This window comes from Arthrobacter sp. MDT2-34-1 (assembly GCF_059091365.1).
On record NZ_JBNHGO010000003.1, the window covers coordinates 172350 to 195789 of the forward strand.

A 23440-nucleotide genomic window follows, 5' to 3' on the forward strand; every position below is an offset into this window, starting at 1 on the left:
GTGCCGAAGAGTCGCGGGTAGGGTCGAGCCATGGCACACCAGAATGACCCTGAAGTCGTCCGGCGGCTGCTGGAAACCCCCGGCCGCTGGGCCGTCGTCGGCCTGTCCACGAACCCGCACCGGGTGGCCATGCGCATCTCCCGGTACCTGATGGACCAGCTGGACATGGAAGTCGTCCCCGTCAACCTGCAGGGCGACGACGTCCTCGGCCTGACCGGTTACCAAAAGCTCGGGGACATTCCCGGCGATATCGACGTGGTGGACTGCTTCGTGAACTCGCAGAAGGTCGGCCCGGTGGTGGACCAGGCCATCGAAGTCGGTGCCAAGGCGGTGTGGCTCCAGCTGGGCGTGATCGACGAAGCCGCCGCGGAAAAGGCCAAGGCGGCCGGGCTGGACGTCGTCATGGATACCTGCCCGGCCATCGAGGCCCCGCGCTTCGGTTTATAACAGCAGCTCACGGGCTGCGGTCAGCCCTGCCCCGCCTTCGGACGGCCGCCTCGAGTCCCCGCATCACTCGTACACAGCAATGAAGCGGCCGACGACACCTCCCTCGCGAAGCTTGTCGATTGCGCCGGGAATGTCGGCATGCTTGATGTGGTTCATGGGTGGCTTGAGCTGACCGCTCTTCATCAGCTCGTAGATGCCGGCAAGATCCTCCTTGGTACCGGACTTTGAGCCCCTGATGGTGAGCTGGTTGATGATGATCGGGTACGTATTGATGGTCGATTCCAACCGGCCCATGCCCACCTGAACCAGGGTGCCGAACTCCGCGAGTGTTTCGATGGCAGCCGAGGTCGTGGTGCCGAAGCCGGCGTAGTCCACGATCAGCTCCAGGTTCTTGTCCTTGAACTCTTCGATCGAGGCGCCGACGCCAGCCAATCCGATCTCGTCGGCCAGTTTCTGGGTTTCCGGATTGACCTCGGCGCCGTACACCTCGGCGCCGACCAACGCGGCACAGCGTGCACCGATGTAGCCCAGTCCGCCCAGGCCGATGACGCCGACCTTCATGCCGTTCTTAGCCCCGCCGACCGCCATCATGGCATGGTAGGCGGTCAAGCCGGCGTCGGTCGCCATGGCGCCGAGGTCGAACGGCACTTCGTCGGGCAGGGCGACGAGATTGTCGTCGGTCGCGCGAAGCTTGGCGGCGAAGCCTCCATCCCACTTCCCGTAACCCAATGCGTCCCCGTCCGACATCACCGGAGAGAGGCCTACGCGGTCGCCAATCTTCCAATGGTCCATGCCCTCGCCGACCTCGCTGATAACGCCGGCGGATTCATGGCCCATGGTGCGGGGCAGGCCGTGCTGGAACAGCGCCATCCATCCCGGATCATCGAGCGTCGAGACGTCCGAGTGACAGACCCCCGACGCCTTGACGTCGACGACCACTTCACCGGGGCCAGCGTGGGGTTCCTGAACCTCATTAAGCTCCAGCGGCTTCTTCGTGCCGACAAATTGCCATGCCTTCATGATGAACCTCCCGTACGACGGCCAGCGGACGGTGCCCGTCCCGGCCCGGCCATATTGGCAGTGCACCTCCACGGTAGTCCCCTCGTAACCAGGCCAGTAGGGGACAGCCGCACAGAGGGTTGCACCCGGCTCAATGCGCCGGGCGGAAGTCTGCAGCCCCGGCCCGCGGAGCCGGGCGGAAGCGTGCAGCCCCAGCCCGTGGAGCCGGGCGGGGCGACGGGGCGTCGTCGTCATCCGAAGCGGATTCCGTAACAAACGGCAGCAGAATGTCACGGCCTGTCACGTGCTTCCCTGCGCCGGATCGGCCCCGGCATACTCGACTCCAAGATCAAGAGTCCCAACGACAAGCTCTGGCTGGTTGGGCGGCAACCCTCTCCCGTAGCGGGGTGCCCCAGATGAGGATCCGGCCGCGCACAACACCGTGCCCGGCAAGTACGGCCCCCTCCGGGCTGCGCCTCAAACCGTGACGGTTGCTGCGCCGCGGCCCAGGCGGGAGCCCCGCCGTGAGGAGCCAACATGACCGCCGTCGTGACCGACAACAACCCGCAAACCCGCCGATCCCCGTGGAGCGGACAGGCTACCGCCGAGGAACTGGCCCATTGGCAGCAGATAGCCGAAGGCGTTGCCGCCGCGCTGGCCCTGGACGTGCTGGAGCGCGACCGACGCAACGCCGACCCGCACGCCGAGGTGGAGCTGCTGCGCAACTCCGGCCTGCTCAACCTGATTATCCCGGCCGAATGGGGCGGCGAGGGCGGGCATTGGGAAAGCGCGCTGCACGCCGTGCGCATCCTGGCCCGCACCGACGCGTCGATCGCGCAGATACTCGGTTACCACTACGCCAACCTGGGCGCCGTCGTGTTCTACGGTGATGCGCAGGTTCAGGAACGACTGCTCCGCCGCTCCGCGCGGGGCCGCTGGTCCTGGGGCGACTCCGTGAACCCGGTGGACCCGAATCTGGAACTGGTTCCCGACGGCGATGGCTTCCGGCTGAACGGCACCAAGCACTTCTCCACCGGTGCTTCCGTCGGCGACGCCATCCTGGTCAACGCCGTGATCGCGGCCGGACCCGAGCAGGGCAAGTTCCTGGCCCTCGCGCTCGAGCATGACCGAACGGGCATCGGATACCTCGGGGACTGGGATGCGCTCGGCCAGCGGCTCTCGGCCAGTGGTTCGGTGAAGTACGACGGCGTGCAGGTCACCGCCGCGGACATCATCGGCGAGGTGGGGGAGGAGCCTTTCTCCACCCTGGTCACCCCGTACATCCAGCTGGCCTTCGGCAACCTCTACCTGGGCATCGCGCAGGGGGCGCTGGACCGCGGGCGCCGGATCACGCTGGCGCGCCGGAACTCGTGGTTCCTCAGCAAGCAGGAGACCTATGCCCAGGACCCGCTGACCCAGCGGGTCTACGGCGAGCTGGTGTCGCGGGTTGCCGCGGTGGAGGCCCTGGCCGACCGGACGAACGCCAGGTTCGACGCCGTTATCGCCGCCGGCGCGCAGTTGAGCGCGGAAGCCCGGGCGGACCTCGCGCTCGAGATTGCGCGGCTGAAGGTCGTGTCCACCGAGGTGGGCGTGGACGTGGCGAACCGGATCTTCGAGACCACCGGCTCGTCCTCCGCTAAAACCGAGGTCGGGCTGGACATTTTCTGGCGCAACATCCGCACGCACACCCTGCACGACCCTGTCGACTACAAGAAGGTCGAGGTCGGCGCCAACTACCTGCTCGGCGACGTCCAGCCGATTTCGCTCTACACCTGAGCCGAGCAGGACGCCGCCCGCTCTGGCCGCAGCCCGCGGGTCACCTCATGACTGCCGCCATCAGCGGGGCCCACCGCTGCCCCCAACCCGCAGGGCCCGATCACCCCTGCCCCCAACCCGGGCACCTCATCACCACTGCCCGCAACCTGCGGGCACATCTGACGCCCTCAGGGCCGAACCTCCAGGAGAACCACCATGACTGAAACACTCGACAACCTCACCACGGCCTTCGACGCCGCGGCCGTCAAATACCGCCCGATCTTCGCGCGCATCGCCGCCGGGGCGTTAAGCCGCGAGCTCACCCGCGAGCTGCCGTTTGACCAGATCGGTTGGCTGAAGGACGCAGGCTTCGGCGCCGCCCGGATTCCGGCCGAGTTCGGCGGCGACGGGCTGGACTGGGAAGAGTTCACCCGGCTCCTGATCGAGCTGGCCGCCGCGGACAGCAACATTCCGCAGGCGCTGCGTTCACACATTGCCTTGGTGGAGGAGAACCTGTACCACCACGGCCGCACCTCGGACCGCAGTGTTTGGCTGCGGCGCTTCGCGTCCGGCGAGCTGGCCGGCAACGCCTGGACCGAACCGGGCGCCGGGGGAACCGCCACCGTGCTGTCCGAGACCGGCGGCAAGCTGCTGCTGAACGGCCGCAAGTTCTACACCACCGGCACCATCTTCTCGGACTGGATCGATGTCACCGCCAAGCGCCCGGACGGCTCCGATGTCTCGGTGATCATCTCCACCAAGACGCCGGGCGTGGAAACCTTCGACGACTGGGACGGTTTCGGCCAGCGGCTCACCGGCAGCGGCACCACCGTGTTTACCGACGCGGTGGTGGACCCGGCCAACGTGTCCGCCTTCGCCGACCGCTTCCCGTACCAGACGGCGCTCTACCAGCACATCCTGCTGGTGACTCTGGCCGGCATCGCCCAGGGCGTCACCAGCGAAGCCGCAGAGAACGTGCGGGACCGCAAGCGGGTGTTCGGCCACGGAAACGCCCCGCTGGTCCGGCACGACGCGCAGGTCCTCCAAGTGGTCGGCGAAATCAGCGCCACATCCTATGCCGCGAAGGCAACCACCCTCGGCGTTGCCCGCAGCCTGGACCGCGTCTTTGCCTCGCGGCAGTCAGGCGCCGATGCCGAGAAGGCGGCCAACATCGCCGTCGAACTGGAATCGGGCCGGGCGCAGATTGTGCTCAGCGCCTTGGTCCCGGACGCCGCGGGCGCCCTCTTCAACGCGCTCGGCGCCTCCTCCACCAGCACCGGCAAGGCGCTGGACCGGCACTGGCGCAACGCCCGCACAGTCGCCACCCACAACCCGTTCATCTACAAGGCGCGGATCGTCGGTGACTGGGAAGTCAACGGCGCCGAGCCCCCGTACGTCTGGTCGATTGGCGAGGCCAATGCCGACGCCGCGCGTCAGCCACAGAGCGACGGCGCCAGTCAGTCACCCACCGACGTCACGCGTCAGCCACAGAGCGACGGCGCCCGTCCAAACAGCCAAGCCGCCCGCTCCGCGGCCCTCTAGGAAGAAGCCAAACCATGTCTGTATCCGTCAATAACCCAATCCTCGCCGCACGCGCGGCCGCCGCGGCCGCCAATGCCGGTGCACCGCGGCTCTCCGGCCGGCTGGGCGTCGCCAGCATCGTGCTCATCGTGCTGGCGGCCGCGTCGCCGCTGGGAGTCATCGGCGGAACCGTCCCGCTGGCCATCGTCAGCGGCAACGGCGCCGGCCTTCCCTTCATCTACCTGCTGGCCATGGCCATCCTGCTGTTGTTTGCCGTCGGCTTCACCACCATGACACCGCACGTGCCAACGGCCGGCGCGTTCTTCAGCTACGTCGACAAAGGCCTCGGCCGCAGGGCTGGCCTGGGGGCGGCCTTCGTGGCCCTGCTCTCGTACCTCGCGCTGGAAGCCGGCGTCTTCGGCCTGCTGGCGCCGGCCGTCGACGATGTGGTCCGCGCCTACGGCGGGCCGGCACTGCCATGGTGGGCATGGGCCGCTGCCGCCCTGGCCGCCGTCGCCTGGCTGGGCCACCGCAACATCGAGCTCTCCGGCAAGGTGCTGGGGGTACTGCTGGTCGCCGAGGTGCTGATCGTGCTGGTTTTGGACGCTGCCGTAATTTTTGGCGGCGGCGGCCGCGAGGGCCTGTCCACCGGGTTCGTCACCCCGTCCACCGTGCTGTCCGGGGCGCCCGGCATCGCGCTGTTGTTCGCCATCCTGAGTTTCATTGGCTTCGAGGCCACCGCCGTGTTCCGCGACGAGGCACGCGACCCGGACAAGACGATCCCGCGCGCCACCTATGTCGCCCTCATCGTGGTGGGCGGCTTCTACGCGCTCTCCAGCTGGCTGCTGATCAGCGTGTGGGGCGACGAGGGCATCGTCCAAAAGGCCACGGAGGCGCCCGGCACCTTGCTCTCGGAGACTACCGCGCTCTACCTCGGAACCGCGGGCAGCCACGTCATCCAGGTACTGCTGGCCAGCAGCCTGTTCGCCTGCATCCTGTCCCTGCACAACATCAGCTCACGCTATTTCTTCCAGATCGCCGGACAGGGCATTTTCCCCGCCAAGCTGGCCGGCACGCACACCCGGCACCACTCGCCACATCTGGCCTCGGCCGCTTCGACCGGAGTGGTGGCCCTGTTCCTGCTGGCAGCCGTCGTGGCCGGCTGGGACCCGATCGTGCAGTTCTACACCTGGTTTGCCGGTTTCGCCTCCCTGGGCGTGGTGGTGCTGATGACGCTCACCAGCATCGCGGTGCTGGTCTTCTTCCGCCTGCAGGGCGCACCGGCCCGCGACTGGAAGCGCTCCGTCGCACCGGCTCTCGGACTCCTCGGGCTGCTGGCCATCCTGGGCCTGATCCTGCAGAACCTGCCCACCCTGGTCGGCAACAGTGTGCCGCTGGCCATCGCCGTCGTCGTCCTGATCCTTGTCTGCCTGGGGGCCGGAGCGGTGGCGGGATGGAAGCGTCCGCAGGTCAAAGCCGGCTCCGCCCCGGCGTCGTGATTCTTACCCCGCGTGACGGAGGGCGCCCCGGCGTCGTAATTCTTACCCCGCGTGACGCGGAACATTTCCCTCCGGGGCGCCCGCGGGTGTCCAATGGAGGGGTACCCATCCAGAGCGGCCGAGAGACCTGGCTTGTTGACGCCGCAGCAACCCCCTCCCTGAGGAAGGTGCTACCGCCAGGACCGATGGAGAAGCTCGATCTCTCGTTGGTCTTCCGTTGGCAGCCGCATGCCCGACGGAGGGCCGGCGCGGGCTCTTCTCATCAGAAAAGGAGCCTGACATGACCGTAAACAACCCGCAGCCCAACCCCCGGCGCCAGATTCGTTTCAACGCCTTCGACATGAACTGTGTGGGCCATCAGTCGCCCGGACTGTGGCGCCACCCGCAGGACAAGTCCGCCACCTACAACACCATCGGCTACTGGACCCACCTGGCCAAGGTGCTGGAAAAGGGCCTGTTCGACGGCCTGTTCATCGCCGACGTGCTCGGCACCTACGACGTCTTCGGATCCTCCAACGAGACGACGCTGCGCGCCGGCACGCAGGTCCCCGTGAACGATCCGTTCATGCTGGTCTCGGCGATGGCCGCGGTGACCGAGAACCTCGGCTTCGGCGTCACCGCCGGCACAGCCTACGAGCACCCCTACCCGTTCGCCCGCCGCCTGGCCACGCTGGACCACCTGACCAACGGGCGGGTCGGCTGGAACGTGGTCACCGGTTACCTGCCCTCGGCGGCGCGCAACATGGGCCAGGAAGACCAGTTGGAGCACGACGAGCGCTACAACCACGCGGACGAATACCTCGAGGTCATCTACAAGCTGCTCGAGGGCTCGTGGGAGGACGACGCGGTGGTCAAGGACGTGGAGACCGGCGTCTTCACCGACCCGGCGAAGGTCCACGAGATCCGGCACGAGGGCAAGTACTTTAAGGTTCCCGGCATCGCCATCACCGAGCCGAGCCCGCAGCGCACCCCGGTCATCTTCCAGGCCGGGGCTTCCAAGCGCGGCACCGAGTTCGCCGCCGGGAACGCCGAGGCGGTGTTCGTGACCTGCCCGACCAAGGAGATGCTGGCCGCATCGGTGAAGAAGATCCGCGACGCCGTGGAGGCGGCCGGGCGCGACCGCTACGACGTCCGCATCTACGCGATGCAGACCGTGGTGACCGGGCCCGACACCGCCGCCGCGCAGGCCAAATTCGCGGACTACAAGTCCTACGCGGACATCAACGGGGCGCTGGCGCTGATCTCCGGCTGGATGGGCGTGGACCTCTCCACCTACGGCCCGGACGACGTGATCGGCGGGAACGTGAAGTCCAATGCCATCCAGTCCTCGGTGGAGACCTTCCAGAAGGCATCCGGCGACAGCGGCAAGCCGTGGACCATCCGCCAGCTCGCCGAATGGGTCGGCGTCGGCGGTTTCGGCCCGATCACCGTCGGCTCCGGCGCGGAGGTGGCCGCCAAGCTCGTGGAGTGGGTCGACGAGACCGACGTGGACGGGTTCAACCTGGCCTACGCGATCACCCCGGGAACGTTCGAGGACATCGTGGAATTCGTCGTGCCGGAACTGCAGAAGCTGGGAGCCTACCCCACGGAGTACGCGCCGGGGACCCTGCGCAACAAGCTCTTCGGCCGCGGCGACAAGCTGCCGGAGAACCACCGGGCCGCCGGCTTCCGCCTGCAGAACGCGCTGGCCCACCGGGCGTAGGCATCGGCAGAACCATCTAAACAACGACGGCGGTGCGCCTGGCCCACGGGGAGGCGTACCGCCGTCGTTCTCCGGTGCCTACATCTTCGCGTAGCGCGCCCGGGCGCCCATGTAGAGGCCGTAACAGATCAGGCCAACGGCGACGACGGCGAGTGCGGCCGGGCCGAAAGCCTGGTCGCGCAGCGCCTTGAGCGCCCCGTCCAACCCCTTGACCTCCTGCGGGTCGTGCTGCACCGCGGCCACCGCCAGCAGCAGCCCCAGCACGAACAGTGCCAGCCCCTTGCCCGCATAACCCACGACGCCGGTCCACGTCACGGCGGTGCCGGTGCTGCCTCCGGGGAGCCGTTTGAGGTCGTCCAGGAACTTCTTCTTCAGGCCCTTGTAGACGTAGAAGACGCCGGCGCCCATGATCACGGCGCCAATCAGGAACAGGACAACGGCACCGCCGGGCCACTGCATCAGCCTGGTGCTGGCGTCCTGGGAGCTCTGGCTGCTGTCGGCGCCGGAACCCAGCGCGAAGCTGCCGAACGACACCGCCACCACCGTGTAGGCGATGGCCAGTCCCACGGACTTCGCCCGGTAGCCCCATTTCTTCTTTGCCTCCCGGCCGCGGCCGCCGAACACCGCCTCGCTGATCTGCCACAAGGCCAGGGCGGCGGCGGCAAGCATGCCCGCCCACAGCAGGAACATTCCGCCCGGAGTCTTCGCCAGGCTGGAGGCGGCCCCGGTCTGGTCCGCCTCGCCACCTCCGCCGAAGGCGAGCCGGAGCGCGATCGCGCCGATCAGCACGTGCAGCAGGCCGCTGGCCACATAACCGAACCGCGCCACCCGCTCGAACACCTTGGAATTGGCGGCGACCTCGGTCTTGTCCTTGGCCCTGCCGGCCGCCCGCTTCGCTTCCCTGCCGGTGTCTGCCATGGGTCTCCTCTCCAAAGCCGTCGCCCGTTCCGAAACCCGCCGGCGGCACGGAAGCCCGCCGTCGTTCCCCGTGAAACAGCTGTGAAACCATCCTGCCACCGAAGTAGCCGCCGCGCACCGGGCGGAATCGGGCGGGATGCCGGTCCAGGGGGCCGCGGCGAGGCTCGCGCGGGGCGGCGCGGGAGGCCGGGTGGGCACGTCGATCTCCGCAAAACCGTGACCGGCGCGGGCCGGGAGCAGTAGGCTCGTGCCCATGGACGCAACCGCCCTGCGCGCATTCTGCCTGTCCCTGCCCGGGGCGTTCGAGGACTTCCCGTTTGGGCCCGAGTCGTCGGTGTTCAAGGTCCGGGCGGCAGGGCGGGCGGCGAAGATGTTCGCGCTCTCGGACCTGCAGGCGCCGCAGCTGAGTATCAGCCTCAAGTGCGAACCGGTGCTGGCGCAGCAGCTCCGCGCGGCGCATCCGGAGATCACGGGTGCCTATCACATGAACAAAACGCACTGGAACGGCGTGCGTTGCGACGGCGGGCTGCCCGATGACATGCTCCGGGACATGATCGAGGACTCGTACGACCTGGTGGTGGCATCGCTGCCGCGCCGCGACCGCGAGATGCTGGGCTGGATGGGCCTGTCCAGGGGTGACGATGCGCGGCAGGACTGAGCGGTGAGGGCGAAGGACCTCGGCGGGGTTCCGCTGACGTACGACGGCGTGGGGTTGAGCCGGGAGCGCACCTCGCCGCCGGGATACCGGGTCGTCGACGAGCGGGTCGGTGTCGGTGAGGGGGAAGACGCTTTTCACCGGCTGGCCGAGGGGCTGATGGGGTGGGAAGTGCATCGGCTGGCCGGGCTGCGGGTCGATGCCACGGGGCCGGTGGCCGCCGAAGGCGCGGAGGTGGTGTGCGGGTTGGGCGTCGGGCCTTTGCGGCTCGCCATCCCGTGCCGCGTGGTGTGGACGGAACGAACGCCGACCCGGACGGGCTTCGGCTACGGCACCCTGCCCGGGCATCCGGAGTCGGGGGAGGAAGGCTTTGTGGCTGTGCTGGAGGGGAGCGGGCGGGTGGTCTTCGAGGTGTTCGCGTTCAGCCGGCATGCCAACTGGTTCTACCGGGCAGGAGCACCGGTGGCGGAGGCCGCACAGCGGCTGGTCACGCGGCGCTATATTGCCGCGGCCAAGGCGCTCGCCGGCGGGCAGGCCGGGCACCGCCGCTAACTGATTGGCCGCACCTGACCTGACGGACCGCGCGGTACATGACAGGATGAAAAGACACCCCCAACAGAAGAAAGGCTGATGCCGCGTGATTTTCATTGTGGTCAAGTTCAAGGTCAAGGACGAGTACGCCGATAACTTCCCCGAACTCGTCCGCGAATTCACCGAGGCGACGCGTGCCGAGCCGGGCAACCTGTGGTTCGACTGGTCGCGCAGCGTGGAGGACCCCAATGAGTACGTGCTGGTCGAGGCCTTCCGGGACGACGCGGCCGAAGCGCATGTGAAGAGCGACCACTTCAAGAAGGCCATGCAGGAGCAGCCGCAGTACCTGCAGGAAACGCCGCGGATCATCAGCCGCCAGGTCGAGGGCGACGACTGGGACCTGATGGGCGAAATGACCGTCGCGTAGCGGCCCGCGCGGCCGGTGGGGCTGGCAAGCGGCCGGTTCTTCGCCACAATAGGCCCATGGAAAATTTCACGCCGCGCACCGCCATCGTCACCGGTGCCGACTCCGGCATCGGCCGGGCCACCGCCGTCGCGCTCGCCCGGGCAGGGCTGGACGTGGGGATCACCTGGCACTCGGACGAAAGCGGGGCTGAAGAGACCGCGCAGGAGGTGCGCGCGCTCGGCCGCAGCGCCGCCGTCGCCCAATTGGACACCACGGACCTGCCCGGCTGCGGCGACGTGGTCGATTCGCTCGCGGAGCAGCTCGGCGGACTGGACGTGTTCGTCAACAACTCCGGCACGGGCGCCTCGGAGCCGTTCCTGGAGCTGGACTACGAGACCTGGCGCCGGGTGGTCGCCACCGACCTTGACGGCGCGTTCGTGTGCATGCAGCGGGCAGCCCGGCGGATGGCGGATGCCGGCCGCGGCGGCCGGATCATCGCCGTGACCAGCGTGCACGAGCACCAGCCGATGATCGGGGCCGCCCCGTACGACGCCGCGAAGCACGGCCTCGGCGGCCTGGTGAAGAACATGGCGCTGGAGCTCGGCCGGCACGGCATCACGGTCAACTCCGTCGCGCCGGGAGAGATCGCCACCGCCATGACCGGCAACGAGGACGAAGACCCGCACCGCATCGACCGGCCGGGCATTCCGCTGGCAAGGCCCGGCGACGCCCGCGAGGTCGCAGCCGTGATCGCCTTCCTCGCGTCGGCCGAAGCCGGCTACGTCACCGGGGCGTCGTGGGTGGTGGACGGCGGCATGCTGCAGATGGGGCCGCAGGCCGGGGCGGCCGTGACCGGGCACGACTGGCGCAAGGTGTAGCCGCGACGGCCCGGACCGCGCCGTCGTTGTTAGTTGGCGGCGATCCGATCCGTGGAGCCGCGCACAATCAGCGAGGCCTCCAAGGTGAGCTGGGGTTGCTCGAGGTCGCGGCCTTCGATCAGGCCGCGCAGCTGTTCGCCGGCCTTGAGGCCCAGGCGGGCGGCGGGAAGGTGGACGGTGGTGAGGCCGGGGTTGCTGGTGGCGGAGTAGGGCAGGTCGTCGAAGCCGGCGACGGCGAGTTCGTCCGGGATCCGCACGCCGGCAACGCGCGCTTGCTGCAGCACGCCGTACGCGTGGGTATCGGTGGCGCAGACGACGGCGGTGACACCCGCTTGCTGCCACTGGGGCCAGGCGGCGCCAAACGCGTCGGCCGACGCGCCGACGTCGATCGTGGTGCTGATCAGGTGGGCCGGGTCCGCGGTCAGCCCGCGAGCGGCCGCTTCCTCCAGGAAGGCCGTCCGGCGAATGGTGAAGGTGGCTGTGCCGGTCACGCTGTCCAGGTACGCCACCCGCTGGTGGCCGGAGGCGGCCAGATGCGCCGCGAGTTCGCGGGCGCCGTGGGCCACGTCGAGGTTGACGGACGGCGCATAAGCCTCCAGCCCGGGCGCGTCGAGCAGCACCAAGGGGCCCGTGGGGGAGAGGTCCTCGAGGAACGCGGCATCGGGGGCATCCACCAGCAGGCCCGCCGGGCGCAGGGCGAGGAGCCGGCGGATGTCATCCGCGCGGGGGAATTCGCCGGCTTCGGTGACGGAGAGCAGCAGCTGGAAGTCCGCGCCGAGGGATTCGCGCACGCCGGCAACGACCTTGGCGAAGAACGGGTTGGAAATGTCCGGCGCCACCAGCACCACAATGGAGCTGACGCCCTTGGCCAGCGAACTGCCCACGCTGTCCACCACGTATCCGAGTTCGGCGATTGCCTGGCTGACCCGGGAGATGTTGTCGGCGGACACCCGCCCGCGCGTTTTGCCGTTCGCCACCAACGAAACCGTCGCGGGGGAGACGCCGGCGCGTGCCGCCACCATCGCCGCGGTCACTCGCCGACCGATGCGCGGCGGGTGCTGGGGAGGGCGGGCGGAATCCATGAGCCCCATGATAAGCGCAATCAAGCGCAACAAGGCATCAAGCGCTTGACGCGTGCTACGTCAAGCGTTTGACGTGGACAGGAAGGGGATGTCAAACTCGCTGTGACAATTTCCCCGCTGCGGGGCCCCGATGACGTGGAGAGAAAACATGGACGCCACTTCCGCGACGCCCGGACCGAAGAAGATCATCCTGGACTGCGATCCGGGGCACGACGACGCCGTGGCGCTGCTCCTGGCCCACGGCAACCCGAACATCGAACTGCTCGCCGTGACCACCGTTGTCGGCAACCAGACCCTGGCAAAGGTCACCAAGAACGCCCTGGCCGTGGGGACGATCGCCGGAATCACCGGTGTCCCGTTCGCCGCCGGCTGCGACCGCCCGCTGGTGCGCACCATCGAAACCGCGCCGGATATCCACGGCGAGTCCGGCATGGATGGCCCCGCGCAGCCGGAGTCCGCCATCGAACTGGACCCGCGGCACGCCGTTGATCTCATTATCGACACGATCATGGCGCACGAACCCGGCACCGTAACCCTGGTCCCGACCGGCGGCCTGACCAACATCGCGATGGCCGCCCGCAAGGAGCCGCGCATCGTCGAGCGGGTCAAGGAAGTCGTGCTGATGGGCGGCGGCTACCACGTGGGCAACTGGTCCGCCGTGGCGGAATTCAACATCATGATCGACCCCGAGGCCGCCCACATCGTCTTCAACGAGAAGTGGCCCCTGGTCATGGTGGGACTGGACCTCACGCACCAGGCGCTGGCCACCCCCGACGTCGTCGAGCAAATCGAAGCCGTCGGCACCGGCCCGGCCCGCTTTGTCCGCGAACTGATGGACTTTTTCGCCCAGACGTACAAGGATGCACAGGGCTTCGACTACCCGCCGGTCCACGATCCGTGTGCCGTCGCCTACGTCATCGACCCCACGGTGATGACCACCCGCAAGGTCCCGGTCGACATCGAACTGCAGGGCAAGCTGACCCTCGGCATGACCGTCGCCGACTTCCGCGCCCCCGCGCCGGCCGACTGCCACACCTCCGTGGCCGTGGACCTTGACCGCACCAAGTTCTGGAACCTGGTGACCGATGCGCTGGTCCGCATCGGCGAGGTAGAAACGGGAACCGCCACCACAACGACGACAGCGGCGCCCGCCTCCGCGGCGTCGGTCGCCACCGGGGAGGCAGCGAAATGAGCGCCGTTCTCCACGACACCAAGGCAACCCGCGGCGGCACCACCGCCCTCATGGTCGCCCTGCTGACGGCCTGCGTGGCCTTCCAGCTCAATGCCTCCATGCTCAGCCCCGCCCTGGTCACCATGGGCGAGGAACTGCAGACCGACCAGGCCTCGATCGGCCTGTCCCAGACCTGGTTCTTCACCACCGCCGCGCTGTTCTCCCTGTTCCTGCCCCGGCTGAGCGATATCGTCGGCCGCAAGCGGATCCTCGTCGGCATGATGCTGCTGACGGCCGTCGGCTCCGTGATCGCGGCGCTGGCCCCGGACGTTACGTGGCTCTTCGTGGGCCGGATCATCCAGGGCGTCAGCGGCCCCACCGTTCCGCTGTGCCTCATCATGCTGCGCACCGCCGTGCCCAACCCGCGCACCTACGGCACGCTGATGGGCGTCATCCTCGCGGTCAACGGCGGCGTGGCCGGCGTCGATGCCTTCCTCGGCGGCTACATGGCCGAGCACTACGGCTTCCGCAGCATCTTCTGGTTCATGGTGGTGCTCGCCGTGCTCGCCGCGGTTCTTGTCGCTGTCCTGACGCCCGAGAGCAAACCGCAGGCCGGGACGCGGATGGACTGGACCGGCGTCGTCTTTATTGTTGTCGCAGTCGGTGCCCTGCTCACCGCGCTGAACGAGGCCGCCAAGCTGGTCGGCGCGTTCTCCACGGGAACCCTGATTCTCTCGCTGGTGTTGATCGCCGTGGCCGCCGCAGCGTTCGCCGCCTTCTGGGTCACCGAAAAGCGTACGAAGGAGCCGATGGTCGAGATTGTCCATCTGCGCCAGCGCTCCACGTGGGCGCCGCTGCTGACCACAATCCTGACCATGACCGGCATCTTCGCCGTGATCAACGGGATTGTCCCCGCTTACGTACAGGCCGCCGCACCCGGCTTCGGCCTCGGCCCCACCGAAACGGCGCTGCTCATCCTGACCCCCTACGCGCTGCTGGGCTGGGTCTTCGGCCCGATCAGCGGGCGGCTCGCCCCGGTCCTGGGCTACACCAATGTCCTGCGCATCGGCATGATCGGCAGCATCGTCTCCCTGGTGATCATTGCGCTGTTCGGCCTGAACAGCCTGCCGGTGATGGTCGCCGCCACTGCGCTGCTCGGCATCATGTACGCCGGCACCGCGAACATCATGCTCAACGGGCTCGGCGTGGTGCTCTCGCCCCCGGGCAACCCCGGCTTCCTGCCGGGCATGAACGCCGGAGCCTTCAACCTCGGCGCCGGGCTGAGCTTCCTGGTGCTGCCGGCGGTGCTCGTGGGCACCTCGGCGCTGGGCGACCGCGGCTCTTACCTTACGGTGATTGTGGTCGGCCTGGTCATCACGGTCGCGGCCTTCGCCGCCTCGCTGCTGATCCCCAAGCCCGTTGAGGCCGAGGTGGAAAAGTGAGTCCGCAGGCCGGACGCATCGTCGTCGTTGGTTCACTGAATGCGGACCTGACCATCTACACCGAGCGGCTGCCCAACCCGGGCGAAACCCTCCGTGGCGAAGGCTTCACCGTGAACCCGGGCGGCAAGAGCGCCAACCAAGCCGTGGCCGCTGGTCGGCTCGGCGGCAACGTCGCCCTGATCGGCGCCGTGGGCGAGGACTCCAACGGAGACATGCTGCTGGCCTCCGTGGCAGGGGCCGGCGTGGACGTTTCCCGCGTGCGCCGCGCCGCCGGCGTCGAGACCGGCGTCGCGGTCATCACCGTTGACGCAGCGGGGGAAAACAGCATCGTCATTTCCCCCGGCGCCAACGGCACCGTAGTTCCGGATGATGTCGCCGCAGCCGGGGACGTTTTCGATGGCGCCGCCGTCGTTTGCCTCTGCCTTGAGGTCGGCCTGGACGTCGTGGAGGCGACAGCACGAGCAGGGCACGACGCCGGAGCAACAGTGCTGCTCAACCTCTCGCCTTACGCGCCCGTGCCAAGAAGCCTGGCCGAACTCACCGACGTCCTGCTGGTCAACGCGCACGAGGCTTCGCTGTTCCTCGGCGGCGGCGAAATGCCCTGCGCCGATGCCGCCGTTGCCGACTGGGAGCAGGTGCGCTTGCAGTTTGCGGCGCAAGGGCTGGACCGCGTCGTGGTCACCCTGGGCGCCGACGGCTCCATCGTGCTGGATGGGCATGCCGAGGAGGGGCGCCGTTTCACCCGGATCGCCCCCACCAAGGTTAACGCCGTGGACACCACCGGCGCCGGCGACGCCTTCACCGGGTCCCTCGCGGCACGGCTTGCCGCAGGGGAGACACTGGCCGAGGCGGCGGCGTTCGCTTCGGTCGCTGCCGCCTTGGCTGCCACGAAGAAGGGAACCCAGGCCGCATATCCGCGGCTGGCGGACGTGGAGCGTCTGCGGACCGGCGCCTGACGCCAGAAGCCGAATACGACAACGAACCGCGCTGCTGCACCCGAAGGTGGGCGGCGCCGAACGCGACGTAACAAACGAACGGCGCCGTGCATCGGAAGGTGCGCGTCGTCGTCGTCGTTGGTGGGAGCCGCCTGCTGCTTTCCCCATGGCCCCGCCTTAGACGACCCTTTACAATCCCGGGTGTGGATAACTACGGCGGCCGGCTGGCCGTGCCCCAAGAATGGAGGCATGAGGTATCCCCGGGAACTTCCGACAGCGGTGTCAGGTTCCTCTTTTGTTTGGCGGGAAGGACTCGAGGCGGGACTCAGCGAGAAACAGCTTCGGAGCTCGAGGGTGCTGCGGCCGAGCCGCGGCATCAGGATCCCGTGCCGCGAGGACCTCATCTTTGCGCAGCGGGTCCGGGCCTTCCAACTGGTCACCCCCGGGTCGGTCTTGTCCCACATCACAGCGGCCAGGCTGTGGGGCTTCCCCCTTCCGCCGTCGGCTGCAGCGGACGATTCCATTCACGTAACACGGCCTGAGCACCTCAACGCGCCGCGCCGTATCGGAGTTGTGGGGCATCGGGCCAGACTTGGTCCCCAGGAAATCGTTGAGCTGGACGGGATGGCGGTGACATCCCGGCTCAAGACCTGGCTCGACCTCGCAGTCGCACTCACCGTCCCCGAGCTGGTGGTCATCGGAGACCATTTGGTCCGTATTCCCCGCCCAAGGTTCGAAAACAGGAAAGAACCATTCGCGACGGTGGCTGACCTGCTGGACGTCATAAGGCGCCACAAGGGCAAGCGCGGTGTGGTCAAAGCGGCTGAGGCTGCCTCGCTTGTTCGGGTCGGAGCGGATTCCGCACCGGAGACCAGGCTGCGGCTTGCCCTGGTTGATGCAGGGCTGCCGGAACCAAGCCTCAACGAACCCATCGTGGATGGATGGGGAAGAAGCTGGCACTCGCCGGACATGCAGTACAAGGAATATAAGCTCGCGATCGAATACGAAGGCGGCCACCACCGGACGGCTGAGCAGCTGGCCCGCGACATCAGGCGAGGCGAGAATACGGCCGCTCTGGGGTGGCTGGAGCGTCGGGTTTCCCAGGCTGATATGTACGACGGCGCACGTGCCGCCGTGGCGAAGATACGCAGGGCCCTGCTGGCTCAAGGGTGGCGGCCGGGAGCCAGCCGAGGAACCACCGTGGGAACGGAAACGACTATTCCGTAGGTGCCCTTTTCGCAAGCGAAGAGGGCACCTGCTGAATAGTCGATGGAGCGGGGGGTATGGGAGGGGCGCGGCTAACCCAGTTCCTTCCGGCTTATCTGGTGCCCGGCTTGCGGCTTATCCGGCTCGCGCCCTCGCGTCCGGTGCCCCGAGCGGCGCTTCGCTCACGGCACCGGTTCGTAGCCGACGAGCCAGTGGAGTCCGTGACGATCGATCACCTGGCCATCGGAGGCGCCCCACGGCTTCGGCGCCAGGGGATCGACCACCCGGCCGCCAACGGCGAGCTTGTCGAACCACTCGTGCAGCACCTCGGGCTCGGCCGTCCCGAGCAACGAGAGCATGACGCCCTCGAGCCGGACGGTCTTCTCGCCGGGTGCCGCATCCGATCCGGCCAGGGCGACCACGCCGTTCAGCATTCCGTGGGCTATCTGCCCCGGCGGTCCCGCACTGTTGCCGAAGTCGTCATTGGTGTGCAGGGAAAGCTCTCCGCCAAAGATTTCTGCATAGAAACCGAGAGCTTCGCGGGCAGTGCCGGGGAACCTGATATAGATCTGCGGTGCCGTCATGGGCACAGCCTACAGACACGGATTGCCCGCACCGGCGGGTTCCGGTCCTCGGAGATAAGACGAAGAGGGATGTTCCCCGCACCGCGGTGCAGGGAACATCCCTCTTTCGCTCGCCCGTGGGCGGCGGAACCTACCCGAAGTACTTCGGCAGGGTGCCCTCGTGGGCTTCCTTCAGTTCAGCCAGCGGCACGGAGAACTCGCTCTGGAAGTCCAGCGCGCCGTTCTCGGTGTCCACCACGCCGATGCGCATGAACGGGAAGCCCCGCGCGCCGCACATGTCCTTGAAGCGGACCTCTTCGCTGCGCGCCACGGACACGACGGCGCGGGCCTGGGACTCGCTGAACAGCAGCGTGAACAGGTCGACGCCGTCACGTTCACAGACCTCGCCCAGGCCGATCCGGGCACCGACGCCGAAGCGCAGCGCCATCTCGGACAGGGCAGCGGCCAGGCCGCCTTCGGAGAGATCGTGGGCGGCGTCGATCATGCCGTCCCGGGAGGCGTTGATCAGCAGCTCGCCCAGCAGCTTCTCGGCCGCCAGGTCCACGGCCGGGGGCTTGCCGCCCAGGTGTCCGCGCAGGTTGGCCCATTCGGAGCCGTCCAGCTCGTCGCGGGTGGTGCCCATCAGGTAGATGGCCTGGCCGTCCTCGCGCCAGCCGGACGGTGTGCGGCGGCCGACGTCGTCGAGCTTGCCGAGCATCGCCACGACCGGGGTCGGGTGGATCGGGGTGTTGCCGGTCTGGTTGTACAGCGAGACGTTGCCGCCGGTGACCGGGACGCCCAGTTCCATGCAGCCGTCGGAGAGGCCGCGGATCGCTTCGGCCAGCTGCCACATGACGTCCGGGTCCTCCGGCGAACCGAAGTTCAGGCAGTCGGACACCGCCATCGGGATAGCACCCACGGTTGCGACGTTCCGGTAGGCCTCGGCCAGGGCCAGTTGCGCGCCCTGGTAGGGATCCAAGTAGGTGTAGCGGCCGTTGGCGTCGGTGGCCAGGGCAACCCCGAGACCGGTTTCCTCGTCCACCCGGACCACTCCGGCGTCGTCGGGCATGGCCAGTGCGGTATTGCCGCCCACGTAGCGGTCGTACTGGTTGGTCACCCAGTCCTTCGAGCACATGTTCGGGGACGCCATCAGTTCCAGCACGGCTGCCTTGAGGTCTTCGGCGCTGGCCGGTGGGTTGGCGCCGGCGGCGGAGGCGCGGAAGCCGTCTGCCTGGACCCTGTCCTGCCATTCCGGGCGGGCGTAGGGCCGGTTGTAGACCGGGCCGTCGTGGGCGACGGTGCGCGGGTCGACGTCGACGATGGTCTCGCCGTCCCACTTGATGACCAGGCGGCCGGTGTCGGTGACCTCGCCCAGCCAGGAGTATTCCACGGCCCACTTGGCCATGACGGCCTCGAACGCCTCGACGTTCTCGGGCGAGACCACGGCCATCATGCGTTCCTGCGACTCGGACATCAGGATTTCGCCCGGCGTCAGGGTCGGATCGCGCAGCAGCACGGAGGTCAGCTCGACGTCCATGCCGCCGTCGCCGTTGGAGGCCAGTTCCGAGGTGGCGCAGGAGATGCCGGCGGCCCCCAGGTCCTGGATGCCCTCGACCAGCGAGCCCTTGAACAGTTCCAGGCAGCACTCGATGAGCACCTTCTCCGAGAACGGGTCGCCGACCTGGACCGCGGGACGCTTGGAGGGCTTGGTGTCGTCGAAGGACTCCGAGGACAGGATGGACGCACCGCCGATGCCGTCGCCGCCGGTGCGCGCGCCGAACAGCACCACCTTGTTGCCCTTGCCGGAGGCGTTGGCCAGCCGGATGTCCTCGTGGCGCATGACGCCCACGGCCAGGGCGTTCACCAGCGGGTTGCCCTGGTAAACGGAGTCGAAGACGACCTCGCCGCCGATATTCGGCAGGCCCAGCGAGTTGCCGTAGCCGCCGATGCCGGCGACCGCACCGTGGACGACGCGGGCGGTGTCCGGGTGGTCGATCGCGCCGAAGCGCAGCGGGTCCATCACGGCCACCGGGCGCGCGCCCATGGAGATGATGTCGCGCACGATGCCGCCGATGCCGGTTGCGGCGCCCTGGTACGGCTCGACCATGGTGGGGGAGTTGTGTGACTCGATCTTGAAGGTTACGGCCCAGCCGTCACCCAGGTCCGTCACGCCGGCGTTCTCGCCGATGCCCACCAGCATGTGCTTCTTCATGTCCTCGGTGACCTTGTCGCCGAACTGGCGCAGGTGGACCTTGGAAGACTTGTAGGAGCAGTGCTCGGACCACATCACCGAATACATGGCCAGCTCGGCGGCGGTGGGGCGTCGGCCCAGCACCTTGACTACCTCGTCGAACTCGTTGCGCTTCAATCCCAGCTCGGCCCAAGGCAACTCGGTGTCCGGGGTCTGCGCGGCATGCTCCACGGTGTCGATGTTGAACTGACGCCCTTCGGCGCGTTCGACGGCGTCGGCCGCCCCGCCGTAGCTCTGCACGTGCTCATTGCGTGCCTCGGCCTCGGTTTCCAGCCGGGTATCCACTGTTGCGCTGGTCGGATTGGTCTCGGTCATTTACTTGGCACCTGCCACAATCTTCGTCAAAACGGAGGTGAAAATTCCCAGGCCGTCGGTGCCGCCGCGCAGCTCGACGTCGCCGAAGGCGGAAGAGTCCGGGCCGAAGCCGGCTTCCACGGCGTGTTCGGGGTGCGGCATCAGGCCCACCACGTTGCCCGCGGCGTTGCTGATTCCGGCGATGTCGCGGCGCGAGCCGTTCGGGTTGCCGTCCGAGTAGCGGAACACCACGCGGTTCTCGGCTTCCAGCTCGTCCAGGGTCTTCTCGTCGGCGACGTACTGGCCGTCCTGGTTCTTCAGCGGCACCACGATTTCCGCGCCGGCTTCGTACTGGCTGGTCCAGGCCGTGGTGTTGTTCTCCACGCGCAGCCTCTGGTCGCGGCAGAGGAAGTGCAGGTGGTTGTTCTTGATCATGGAGCCGGGCAGCAGGTGTGCCTCGGTCAGCACCTGGAAGCCGTTGCAGATGCCCAGCACCGGCAGCGGATCGTGCGGCGCGTTGGCGGCGTCGGCAATCTGCTCCATCAGCGGGGCAAAGCGGGAGATCGCGCCGGCGCGCAGGTAGTCGCCGTAGGAGAAGCCGCCAGGGATGATCACGCCGTCCACGCCCTGCAGGTCATGGTCGCCGTGCCACAGGCTGACGGCGGTGCCGCCGGCAATCCGGACGGCACGGGCCGCGTCGCGGTCGTCGAGCGTGCCGGGGAAGGTGACGACGCCGATGCGCGCGCCCGAGAGGCCTGCGTCCGGTGCGGGCGAGAAGTCGCCGATCAGGGGAGTCTCAGTCATTATTCGCCGGCCCCGATGGTCGCCTCGGTGATGACCTCCACCCGGGTGACGTCTTCGATCACGGGGTTGGAGAGCAGCGTGGCGGCGGCATGCCGGGCCTGTTCCAGGAGTTCCTCGGTCACCTCGCCGTCAACAGTCAGCTCGAAGCGCTTGCCCTGGCGGACTTCGCTGAAGCCGGCCAGGCCCAAGCGGTTCAGCGCGCCGGCAATGGCTTTGCCCTGCGGATCAAGGATTTCGGGCTTGGGCATGACATCAACAACGATCCGGGGCATCCGGCCACTCCTGTGCTTGGATTGTGCTCTTCAAACGAAGCGAGGCGCGCGGAACTCAGTGCAGTGTCAATCCAACAATTGGTGCCGTCTCACGCTGACCCAGCGCTCCGCGAGCTTGCAGCACTATTCTACCGGCATCGCGGGGCGCTGATTTTACGGGACGACGACGGCGGATCCCGGCAAAACCGTGCCGTCGGCCAGCGGGGCTCGTAGCATGGGCTTCATGACGGAGAAGCCGCAGTCCATGCTGCTGCCCATCTTGGCCGCCGTCGTGCTGGGCGGCCTCGGGCGGATGGTCATTCGGAAGAAGCGCGACGACCGGCGGGCCGCCCGAGCCGCACGCCGGGATCTTGACCGCCGCGTGAGCGAAGTCATGCGCGACGGCCGGCGCTGACCCGGTCGGCCACGACGCCGCTGACCCGGGCGGCCACGGCGGCGCTGACCAGGTCGGCACTAAACTTCGCCGGCGCGGCCGCCCAGCAACGCGGCCATGGCGTTCCACTCGGAGATCTTGCACCCGTCGGTGAGGGAGAAGTGCTTGTTAACCTCGCGGCCGTTGAAGGTGCCGGTGACGTGGGCCTGCTGCGGACCGCCGTATTGCTGGGTGCAGAGGCGGTTGGGATCGGGCAGTTCGAAAAAGACCTTGTCCCCGTGCTTGGCCAGCGCCGCGCAAGCGCCCTCCGGGTCCCTGACCGTGGAGCCTTCGGCGGGATGGGAATCCCGGCACACCAGCAGTTGCTCAAACCGCGAGGTGCTGTCGGCGGAGGTCAGCATGATGGACAGTTCGGCATCCACGGCCACGCCTTTCTGGTCGTCCGTCGGGGATTCCGACGTCGGGGGTCCCGAGGGAGCGGGTTCCGATGGGGAAGGGGTCCCGCCGTCGCCCGGGGAAGCGGGAACGGCGATGCCGGGGGAAGGCTGCGGCTGGTCGCCCTGGCCGCAGGCCGCCAGCCAGGGCAGGAAGAGCAGGCAGGAAAGGAGCACCGCCGCTTGGCGGCAACGGGCCCGCCGCCGCCCTGGACGCTCCGCCTCAACGGCCATGGTCAGTCCTCCGTTCGAATGTTTCCCGGAGCGGAGCGACGCGCGGCCGCAGGGTGCGACGACGAGTTCCCCTCCGTCCCACGGTCCTGCACATCAGGTGCCTTGAGCACATCCAGTGCCTCCAGCACGTCCAGGGCTTCCAGGAGCCGGAGGCGCAGCGCCTGCGCCTCCTCGGCAAACGCCCGCTGGGCCGCCACGTACTGGGCGCGGCCCTCGGTGGTCTCGATCCTGACCGGTTCGTAGCCCCAGCCCGAGAGGTCGTAGGGCGAGGCCCGCATGTCCAGCTCGCGGATCCGCCAGGACAGCTCGAAGCAGTCCATCACCAGTTCGCTGGGCAGCGCCGGGGCCAGCTTGTACGCCCACTTGTACAGGTCCATGTTGGCGTGCAGGCAGCCGGGCTGTTCCATCTGCCGCTGGTTTTCCCGGGTGGGCTGCAGCGTGTTCAGCGGTACGGCCTGCGGCGTGTAAAACCGGAAGGCGTCGAAGTGCGAGCAGTTGATCCGGCTGCCCTCCACCACCTGGTCCGTTCCCTCCGCGCCGAGCCGCAGCTCCAGGTAGTCGTGCCGGACGCCGTTGAGCCGTGACTTGTAGGCCATGGCCCACTCGTGCAGTCCGAAGCAGCCGAACCGGGCCGGCCGCGACGCGGCGCCGGCCAGGATTTCCCGCGAAAACGCCACCGCCGTTCCACGCGCCGCCAGGAAGGCTTCGGCGTCGAACGTGACGGCATCGGCGTCGTGCCCCACACCCGCGGTGCGGCACTCGGCGGCGGTCAGCGCCCTGTAGAACTTCCACCCGCGGCGCTCGCCGGCGTCGGCGCCGGTCAACACCACGCCCGCGCCGGGATGCCAACGCGCCAGCTGCCCCGGCTTCAGGCTGTAATACGTGAAGAGGAAGTCTTCCACCGGGTGTTTCAGCCCGGCCGAGCGGCGCTGCAGGTAGGGCTGGATGAAGCGCTCGGCGCGCTCGCCGTGGGCCCGGGCGCGCGGCAGCCACTGCTCCGGTTCGAGCACCCGGAGCCGGTCGAGGAGAACCTGCGGCGCCATGGTTCCATTGTCCCAGCCGCCGCGT

At 68.2% G+C, this 23440-nt stretch carries 23 protein-coding genes and 2 riboswitches; of the genes, 14 read left to right on the top strand and 9 right to left on the bottom strand.

Annotated elements, in window-relative coordinates; translation table 11 throughout:
* Positions 1–30: 30 nt before the first annotated feature.
* Positions 31–447, top strand: coding sequence for a CoA-binding protein (locus AC5RVV_RS14195; protein WP_494002038.1), 417 nt, complete (start codon positions 31–33; stop codon positions 445–447).
* Between the two features lie 63 nt (positions 448–510).
* On the opposite strand, the gene AC5RVV_RS14200 is transcribed toward AC5RVV_RS14195, so the two are convergent.
* Positions 511–1467: a zinc-binding dehydrogenase gene (locus tag AC5RVV_RS14200; RefSeq protein WP_494002039.1), complete on the bottom strand. Its 957-nt coding sequence runs from the start codon at positions 1465–1467 to the stop codon at positions 511–513.
* A gap of 326 nt (positions 1468–1793) precedes the next feature.
* A riboswitch (SAM riboswitch) is annotated at positions 1794–1908 on the top strand.
* Between the two features lie 75 nt (positions 1909–1983).
* On the opposite strand from AC5RVV_RS14200, the gene AC5RVV_RS14205 reads away from it, so the two are divergent.
* The 4 genes from AC5RVV_RS14205 to AC5RVV_RS14220 all read left to right on the top strand — a co-directional run bounded on the left by AC5RVV_RS14205 (position 1984) and on the right by AC5RVV_RS14220 (position 7923).
* Positions 1984–3222, top strand: coding sequence for an acyl-CoA dehydrogenase family protein (locus tag AC5RVV_RS14205; protein ID WP_494002040.1), 1239 nt, complete (start codon positions 1984–1986; stop codon positions 3220–3222).
* A gap of 195 nt (positions 3223–3417) precedes the next feature.
* Positions 3418–4743 (top strand): acyl-CoA dehydrogenase family protein, encoded by a 1326-nt coding sequence (locus AC5RVV_RS14210; protein ID WP_494002041.1) that lies wholly within the window; start codon positions 3418–3420, stop codon positions 4741–4743.
* Between the two features lie 14 nt (positions 4744–4757).
* A complete protein-coding gene (locus AC5RVV_RS14215; RefSeq protein ID WP_494002042.1) occupies positions 4758–6221 on the top strand; it encodes an APC family permease in 1464 nt (487 codons plus the stop codon).
* Positions 6222–6323: 102 nt separating this feature from the next.
* A riboswitch (SAM riboswitch) is annotated at positions 6324–6413 on the top strand.
* Between the two features lie 88 nt (positions 6414–6501).
* Positions 6502–7923 (top strand): LLM class flavin-dependent oxidoreductase, encoded by a 1422-nt coding sequence (locus tag AC5RVV_RS14220; RefSeq protein WP_494002043.1) that lies wholly within the window; start codon positions 6502–6504, stop codon positions 7921–7923.
* 78 nt (positions 7924–8001) lie between these two features.
* Here the strand turns inward: AC5RVV_RS14220 and AC5RVV_RS14225 are convergent, their stop codons facing one another.
* Positions 8002–8841: a DUF1206 domain-containing protein gene (locus tag AC5RVV_RS14225; RefSeq protein ID WP_494002044.1), complete on the bottom strand. Its 840-nt coding sequence runs from the start codon at positions 8839–8841 to the stop codon at positions 8002–8004.
* A gap of 253 nt (positions 8842–9094) precedes the next feature.
* On the opposite strand from AC5RVV_RS14225, the gene AC5RVV_RS14230 reads away from it, so the two are divergent.
* From AC5RVV_RS14230 to AC5RVV_RS14245, 4 genes are all read left to right on the top strand, one after another.
* On the top strand, positions 9095–9499 hold the full coding sequence (locus tag AC5RVV_RS14230) for an MmcQ/YjbR family DNA-binding protein (protein WP_494002045.1): 405 nt from the start codon (positions 9095–9097) through the stop codon (positions 9497–9499).
* A gap of 3 nt (positions 9500–9502) precedes the next feature.
* The gene (locus tag AC5RVV_RS14235) at positions 9503–10048 is read left to right on the top strand and encodes a DUF1990 domain-containing protein (protein ID WP_494002046.1); all 546 of its coding nucleotides are present in this window, start codon (positions 9503–9505) and stop codon (positions 10046–10048) included.
* Between the two features lie 85 nt (positions 10049–10133).
* Entirely contained in the window at positions 10134–10454 is a 321-nt protein-coding gene (locus AC5RVV_RS14240; RefSeq protein ID WP_494002047.1) for a putative quinol monooxygenase, read from the top strand.
* 56 nt (positions 10455–10510) lie between these two features.
* Entirely contained in the window at positions 10511–11311 is an 801-nt protein-coding gene (locus tag AC5RVV_RS14245) for an SDR family oxidoreductase (protein WP_494002048.1), read from the top strand.
* Between the two features lie 29 nt (positions 11312–11340).
* Here AC5RVV_RS14245 and AC5RVV_RS14250 read toward each other — a convergent pair whose 3' ends face one another.
* Positions 11341–12333, bottom strand: a complete 993-nt coding sequence (locus AC5RVV_RS14250; protein ID WP_494002342.1) for a LacI family DNA-binding transcriptional regulator — start codon at positions 12331–12333, stop codon at positions 11341–11343.
* Positions 12334–12541: 208 nt separating this feature from the next.
* Between AC5RVV_RS14250 and uriH the strand changes: the two genes are divergently transcribed.
* The 4 genes from uriH (at position 12542) to AC5RVV_RS14270 (ending at position 17168) form a co-directional block, all read left to right on the top strand.
* Positions 12542–13585: a uridine-preferring nucleoside hydrolase UriH gene (gene uriH / locus AC5RVV_RS14255; RefSeq protein ID WP_494002049.1), complete on the top strand. Its 1044-nt coding sequence runs from the start codon at positions 12542–12544 to the stop codon at positions 13583–13585.
* On the top strand, positions 13582–15006 hold the full coding sequence (uriT, locus tag AC5RVV_RS14260; RefSeq protein ID WP_494002050.1) for a uridine transporter UriT: 1425 nt from the start codon (positions 13582–13584) through the stop codon (positions 15004–15006). Before uriH ends, uriT begins: the two co-directional genes overlap by 4 nt.
* Positions 15003–15962: a ribokinase gene (locus AC5RVV_RS14265; RefSeq protein ID WP_494002051.1), complete on the top strand. Its 960-nt coding sequence runs from the start codon at positions 15003–15005 to the stop codon at positions 15960–15962. The genes uriT and AC5RVV_RS14265 overlap by 4 nt, the downstream gene beginning before the upstream one ends.
* 603 nt (positions 15963–16565) lie before the next feature.
* A complete protein-coding gene (locus AC5RVV_RS14270) occupies positions 16566–17168 on the top strand; it encodes a putative endonuclease domain-containing protein (protein ID WP_494002052.1) in 603 nt (200 codons plus the stop codon).
* Between the two features lie 161 nt (positions 17169–17329).
* Here the strand turns inward: AC5RVV_RS14270 and AC5RVV_RS14275 are convergent, their stop codons facing one another.
* From AC5RVV_RS14275 to purS, 4 genes are all read right to left on the bottom strand, one after another.
* Positions 17330–17731, bottom strand: coding sequence for a VOC family protein (locus tag AC5RVV_RS14275; protein ID WP_494002053.1), 402 nt, complete (start codon positions 17729–17731; stop codon positions 17330–17332).
* A 130-nt stretch (positions 17732–17861) separates the two neighbouring features.
* Positions 17862–20276: a phosphoribosylformylglycinamidine synthase subunit PurL gene (gene purL / locus AC5RVV_RS14280; RefSeq protein WP_494002054.1), complete on the bottom strand. Its 2415-nt coding sequence runs from the start codon at positions 20274–20276 to the stop codon at positions 17862–17864.
* A complete protein-coding gene (purQ, locus tag AC5RVV_RS14285) occupies positions 20277–21059 on the bottom strand; it encodes a phosphoribosylformylglycinamidine synthase subunit PurQ (protein WP_494002055.1) in 783 nt (260 codons plus the stop codon).
* Positions 21059–21331 carry a phosphoribosylformylglycinamidine synthase subunit PurS gene (purS, locus tag AC5RVV_RS14290; protein WP_494002056.1) on the bottom strand — a complete coding sequence of 91 codons (273 nt, stop codon included), beginning with the start codon at positions 21329–21331 and terminating at the stop codon, positions 21059–21061. The genes purQ and purS overlap by 1 nt, the downstream gene beginning before the upstream one ends.
* A gap of 223 nt (positions 21332–21554) precedes the next feature.
* On the opposite strand from purS, the gene AC5RVV_RS14295 reads away from it, so the two are divergent.
* Positions 21555–21725 (top strand): hypothetical protein, encoded by a 171-nt coding sequence (locus AC5RVV_RS14295; protein ID WP_494002057.1) that lies wholly within the window; start codon positions 21555–21557, stop codon positions 21723–21725.
* A gap of 59 nt (positions 21726–21784) precedes the next feature.
* Here the strand turns inward: AC5RVV_RS14295 and AC5RVV_RS14300 are convergent, their stop codons facing one another.
* Both AC5RVV_RS14300 and AC5RVV_RS14305 read right to left on the bottom strand, forming a co-directional pair.
* Positions 21785–22372, bottom strand: coding sequence for a hypothetical protein (locus tag AC5RVV_RS14300; protein ID WP_494002058.1), 588 nt, complete (start codon positions 22370–22372; stop codon positions 21785–21787).
* 2 nt (positions 22373–22374) lie between these two features.
* Positions 22375–23415: a 3-methyladenine DNA glycosylase gene (locus AC5RVV_RS14305; protein WP_494002059.1), complete on the bottom strand. Its 1041-nt coding sequence runs from the start codon at positions 23413–23415 to the stop codon at positions 22375–22377.
* Positions 23416–23440: the final 25 nt, after the last annotated feature.

What these genes read in the sequence shown, in the direction of transcription:
- AC5RVV_RS14195 (WP_494002038.1), top strand. Translation starts at nt 31, where the DNA reads ATGGCACACCAGAATGACCCTGAAGTCGTCCGGCGGCTGCTGGAAACC.
- AC5RVV_RS14200 (WP_494002039.1), bottom strand. Translation starts at nt 1,467, where the DNA reads ATGAAGGCATGGCAATTTGTCGGCACGAAGAAGCCGCTGGAGCTTAAT.
- AC5RVV_RS14205 (WP_494002040.1), top strand. Translation starts at nt 1,984, where the DNA reads ATGACCGCCGTCGTGACCGACAACAACCCGCAAACCCGCCGATCCCCG.
- AC5RVV_RS14210 (WP_494002041.1), top strand. Translation starts at nt 3,418, where the DNA reads ATGACTGAAACACTCGACAACCTCACCACGGCCTTCGACGCCGCGGCC.
- AC5RVV_RS14215 (WP_494002042.1), top strand. Translation starts at nt 4,758, where the DNA reads ATGTCTGTATCCGTCAATAACCCAATCCTCGCCGCACGCGCGGCCGCC.
- AC5RVV_RS14220 (WP_494002043.1), top strand. Translation starts at nt 6,502, where the DNA reads ATGACCGTAAACAACCCGCAGCCCAACCCCCGGCGCCAGATTCGTTTC.
- AC5RVV_RS14225 (WP_494002044.1), bottom strand. Translation starts at nt 8,841, where the DNA reads ATGGCAGACACCGGCAGGGAAGCGAAGCGGGCGGCCGGCAGGGCCAAG.
- AC5RVV_RS14230 (WP_494002045.1), top strand. Translation starts at nt 9,095, where the DNA reads ATGGACGCAACCGCCCTGCGCGCATTCTGCCTGTCCCTGCCCGGGGCG.
- AC5RVV_RS14245 (WP_494002048.1), top strand. Translation starts at nt 10,511, where the DNA reads ATGGAAAATTTCACGCCGCGCACCGCCATCGTCACCGGTGCCGACTCC.
- AC5RVV_RS14250 (WP_494002342.1), bottom strand. Translation starts at nt 12,333, where the DNA reads ATGGTGGCGGCACGCGCCGGCGTCTCCCCCGCGACGGTTTCGTTGGTG.
- uriH (WP_494002049.1), top strand. Translation starts at nt 12,542, where the DNA reads ATGGACGCCACTTCCGCGACGCCCGGACCGAAGAAGATCATCCTGGAC.
- uriT (WP_494002050.1), top strand. Translation starts at nt 13,582, where the DNA reads ATGAGCGCCGTTCTCCACGACACCAAGGCAACCCGCGGCGGCACCACC.
- AC5RVV_RS14270 (WP_494002052.1), top strand. Translation starts at nt 16,566, where the DNA reads ATGGCGGTGACATCCCGGCTCAAGACCTGGCTCGACCTCGCAGTCGCA.
- AC5RVV_RS14275 (WP_494002053.1), bottom strand. Translation starts at nt 17,731, where the DNA reads ATGACGGCACCGCAGATCTATATCAGGTTCCCCGGCACTGCCCGCGAA.
- purL (WP_494002054.1), bottom strand. Translation starts at nt 20,276, where the DNA reads ATGACCGAGACCAATCCGACCAGCGCAACAGTGGATACCCGGCTGGAA.
- purQ (WP_494002055.1), bottom strand. Translation starts at nt 21,059, where the DNA reads ATGACTGAGACTCCCCTGATCGGCGACTTCTCGCCCGCACCGGACGCA.
- purS (WP_494002056.1), bottom strand. Translation starts at nt 21,331, where the DNA reads ATGCCCCGGATCGTTGTTGATGTCATGCCCAAGCCCGAAATCCTTGAT.
- AC5RVV_RS14295 (WP_494002057.1), top strand. Translation starts at nt 21,555, where the DNA reads ATGACGGAGAAGCCGCAGTCCATGCTGCTGCCCATCTTGGCCGCCGTC.
- AC5RVV_RS14300 (WP_494002058.1), bottom strand. Translation starts at nt 22,372, where the DNA reads ATGGCCGTTGAGGCGGAGCGTCCAGGGCGGCGGCGGGCCCGTTGCCGC.
- AC5RVV_RS14305 (WP_494002059.1), bottom strand. Translation starts at nt 23,415, where the DNA reads ATGGCGCCGCAGGTTCTCCTCGACCGGCTCCGGGTGCTCGAACCGGAG.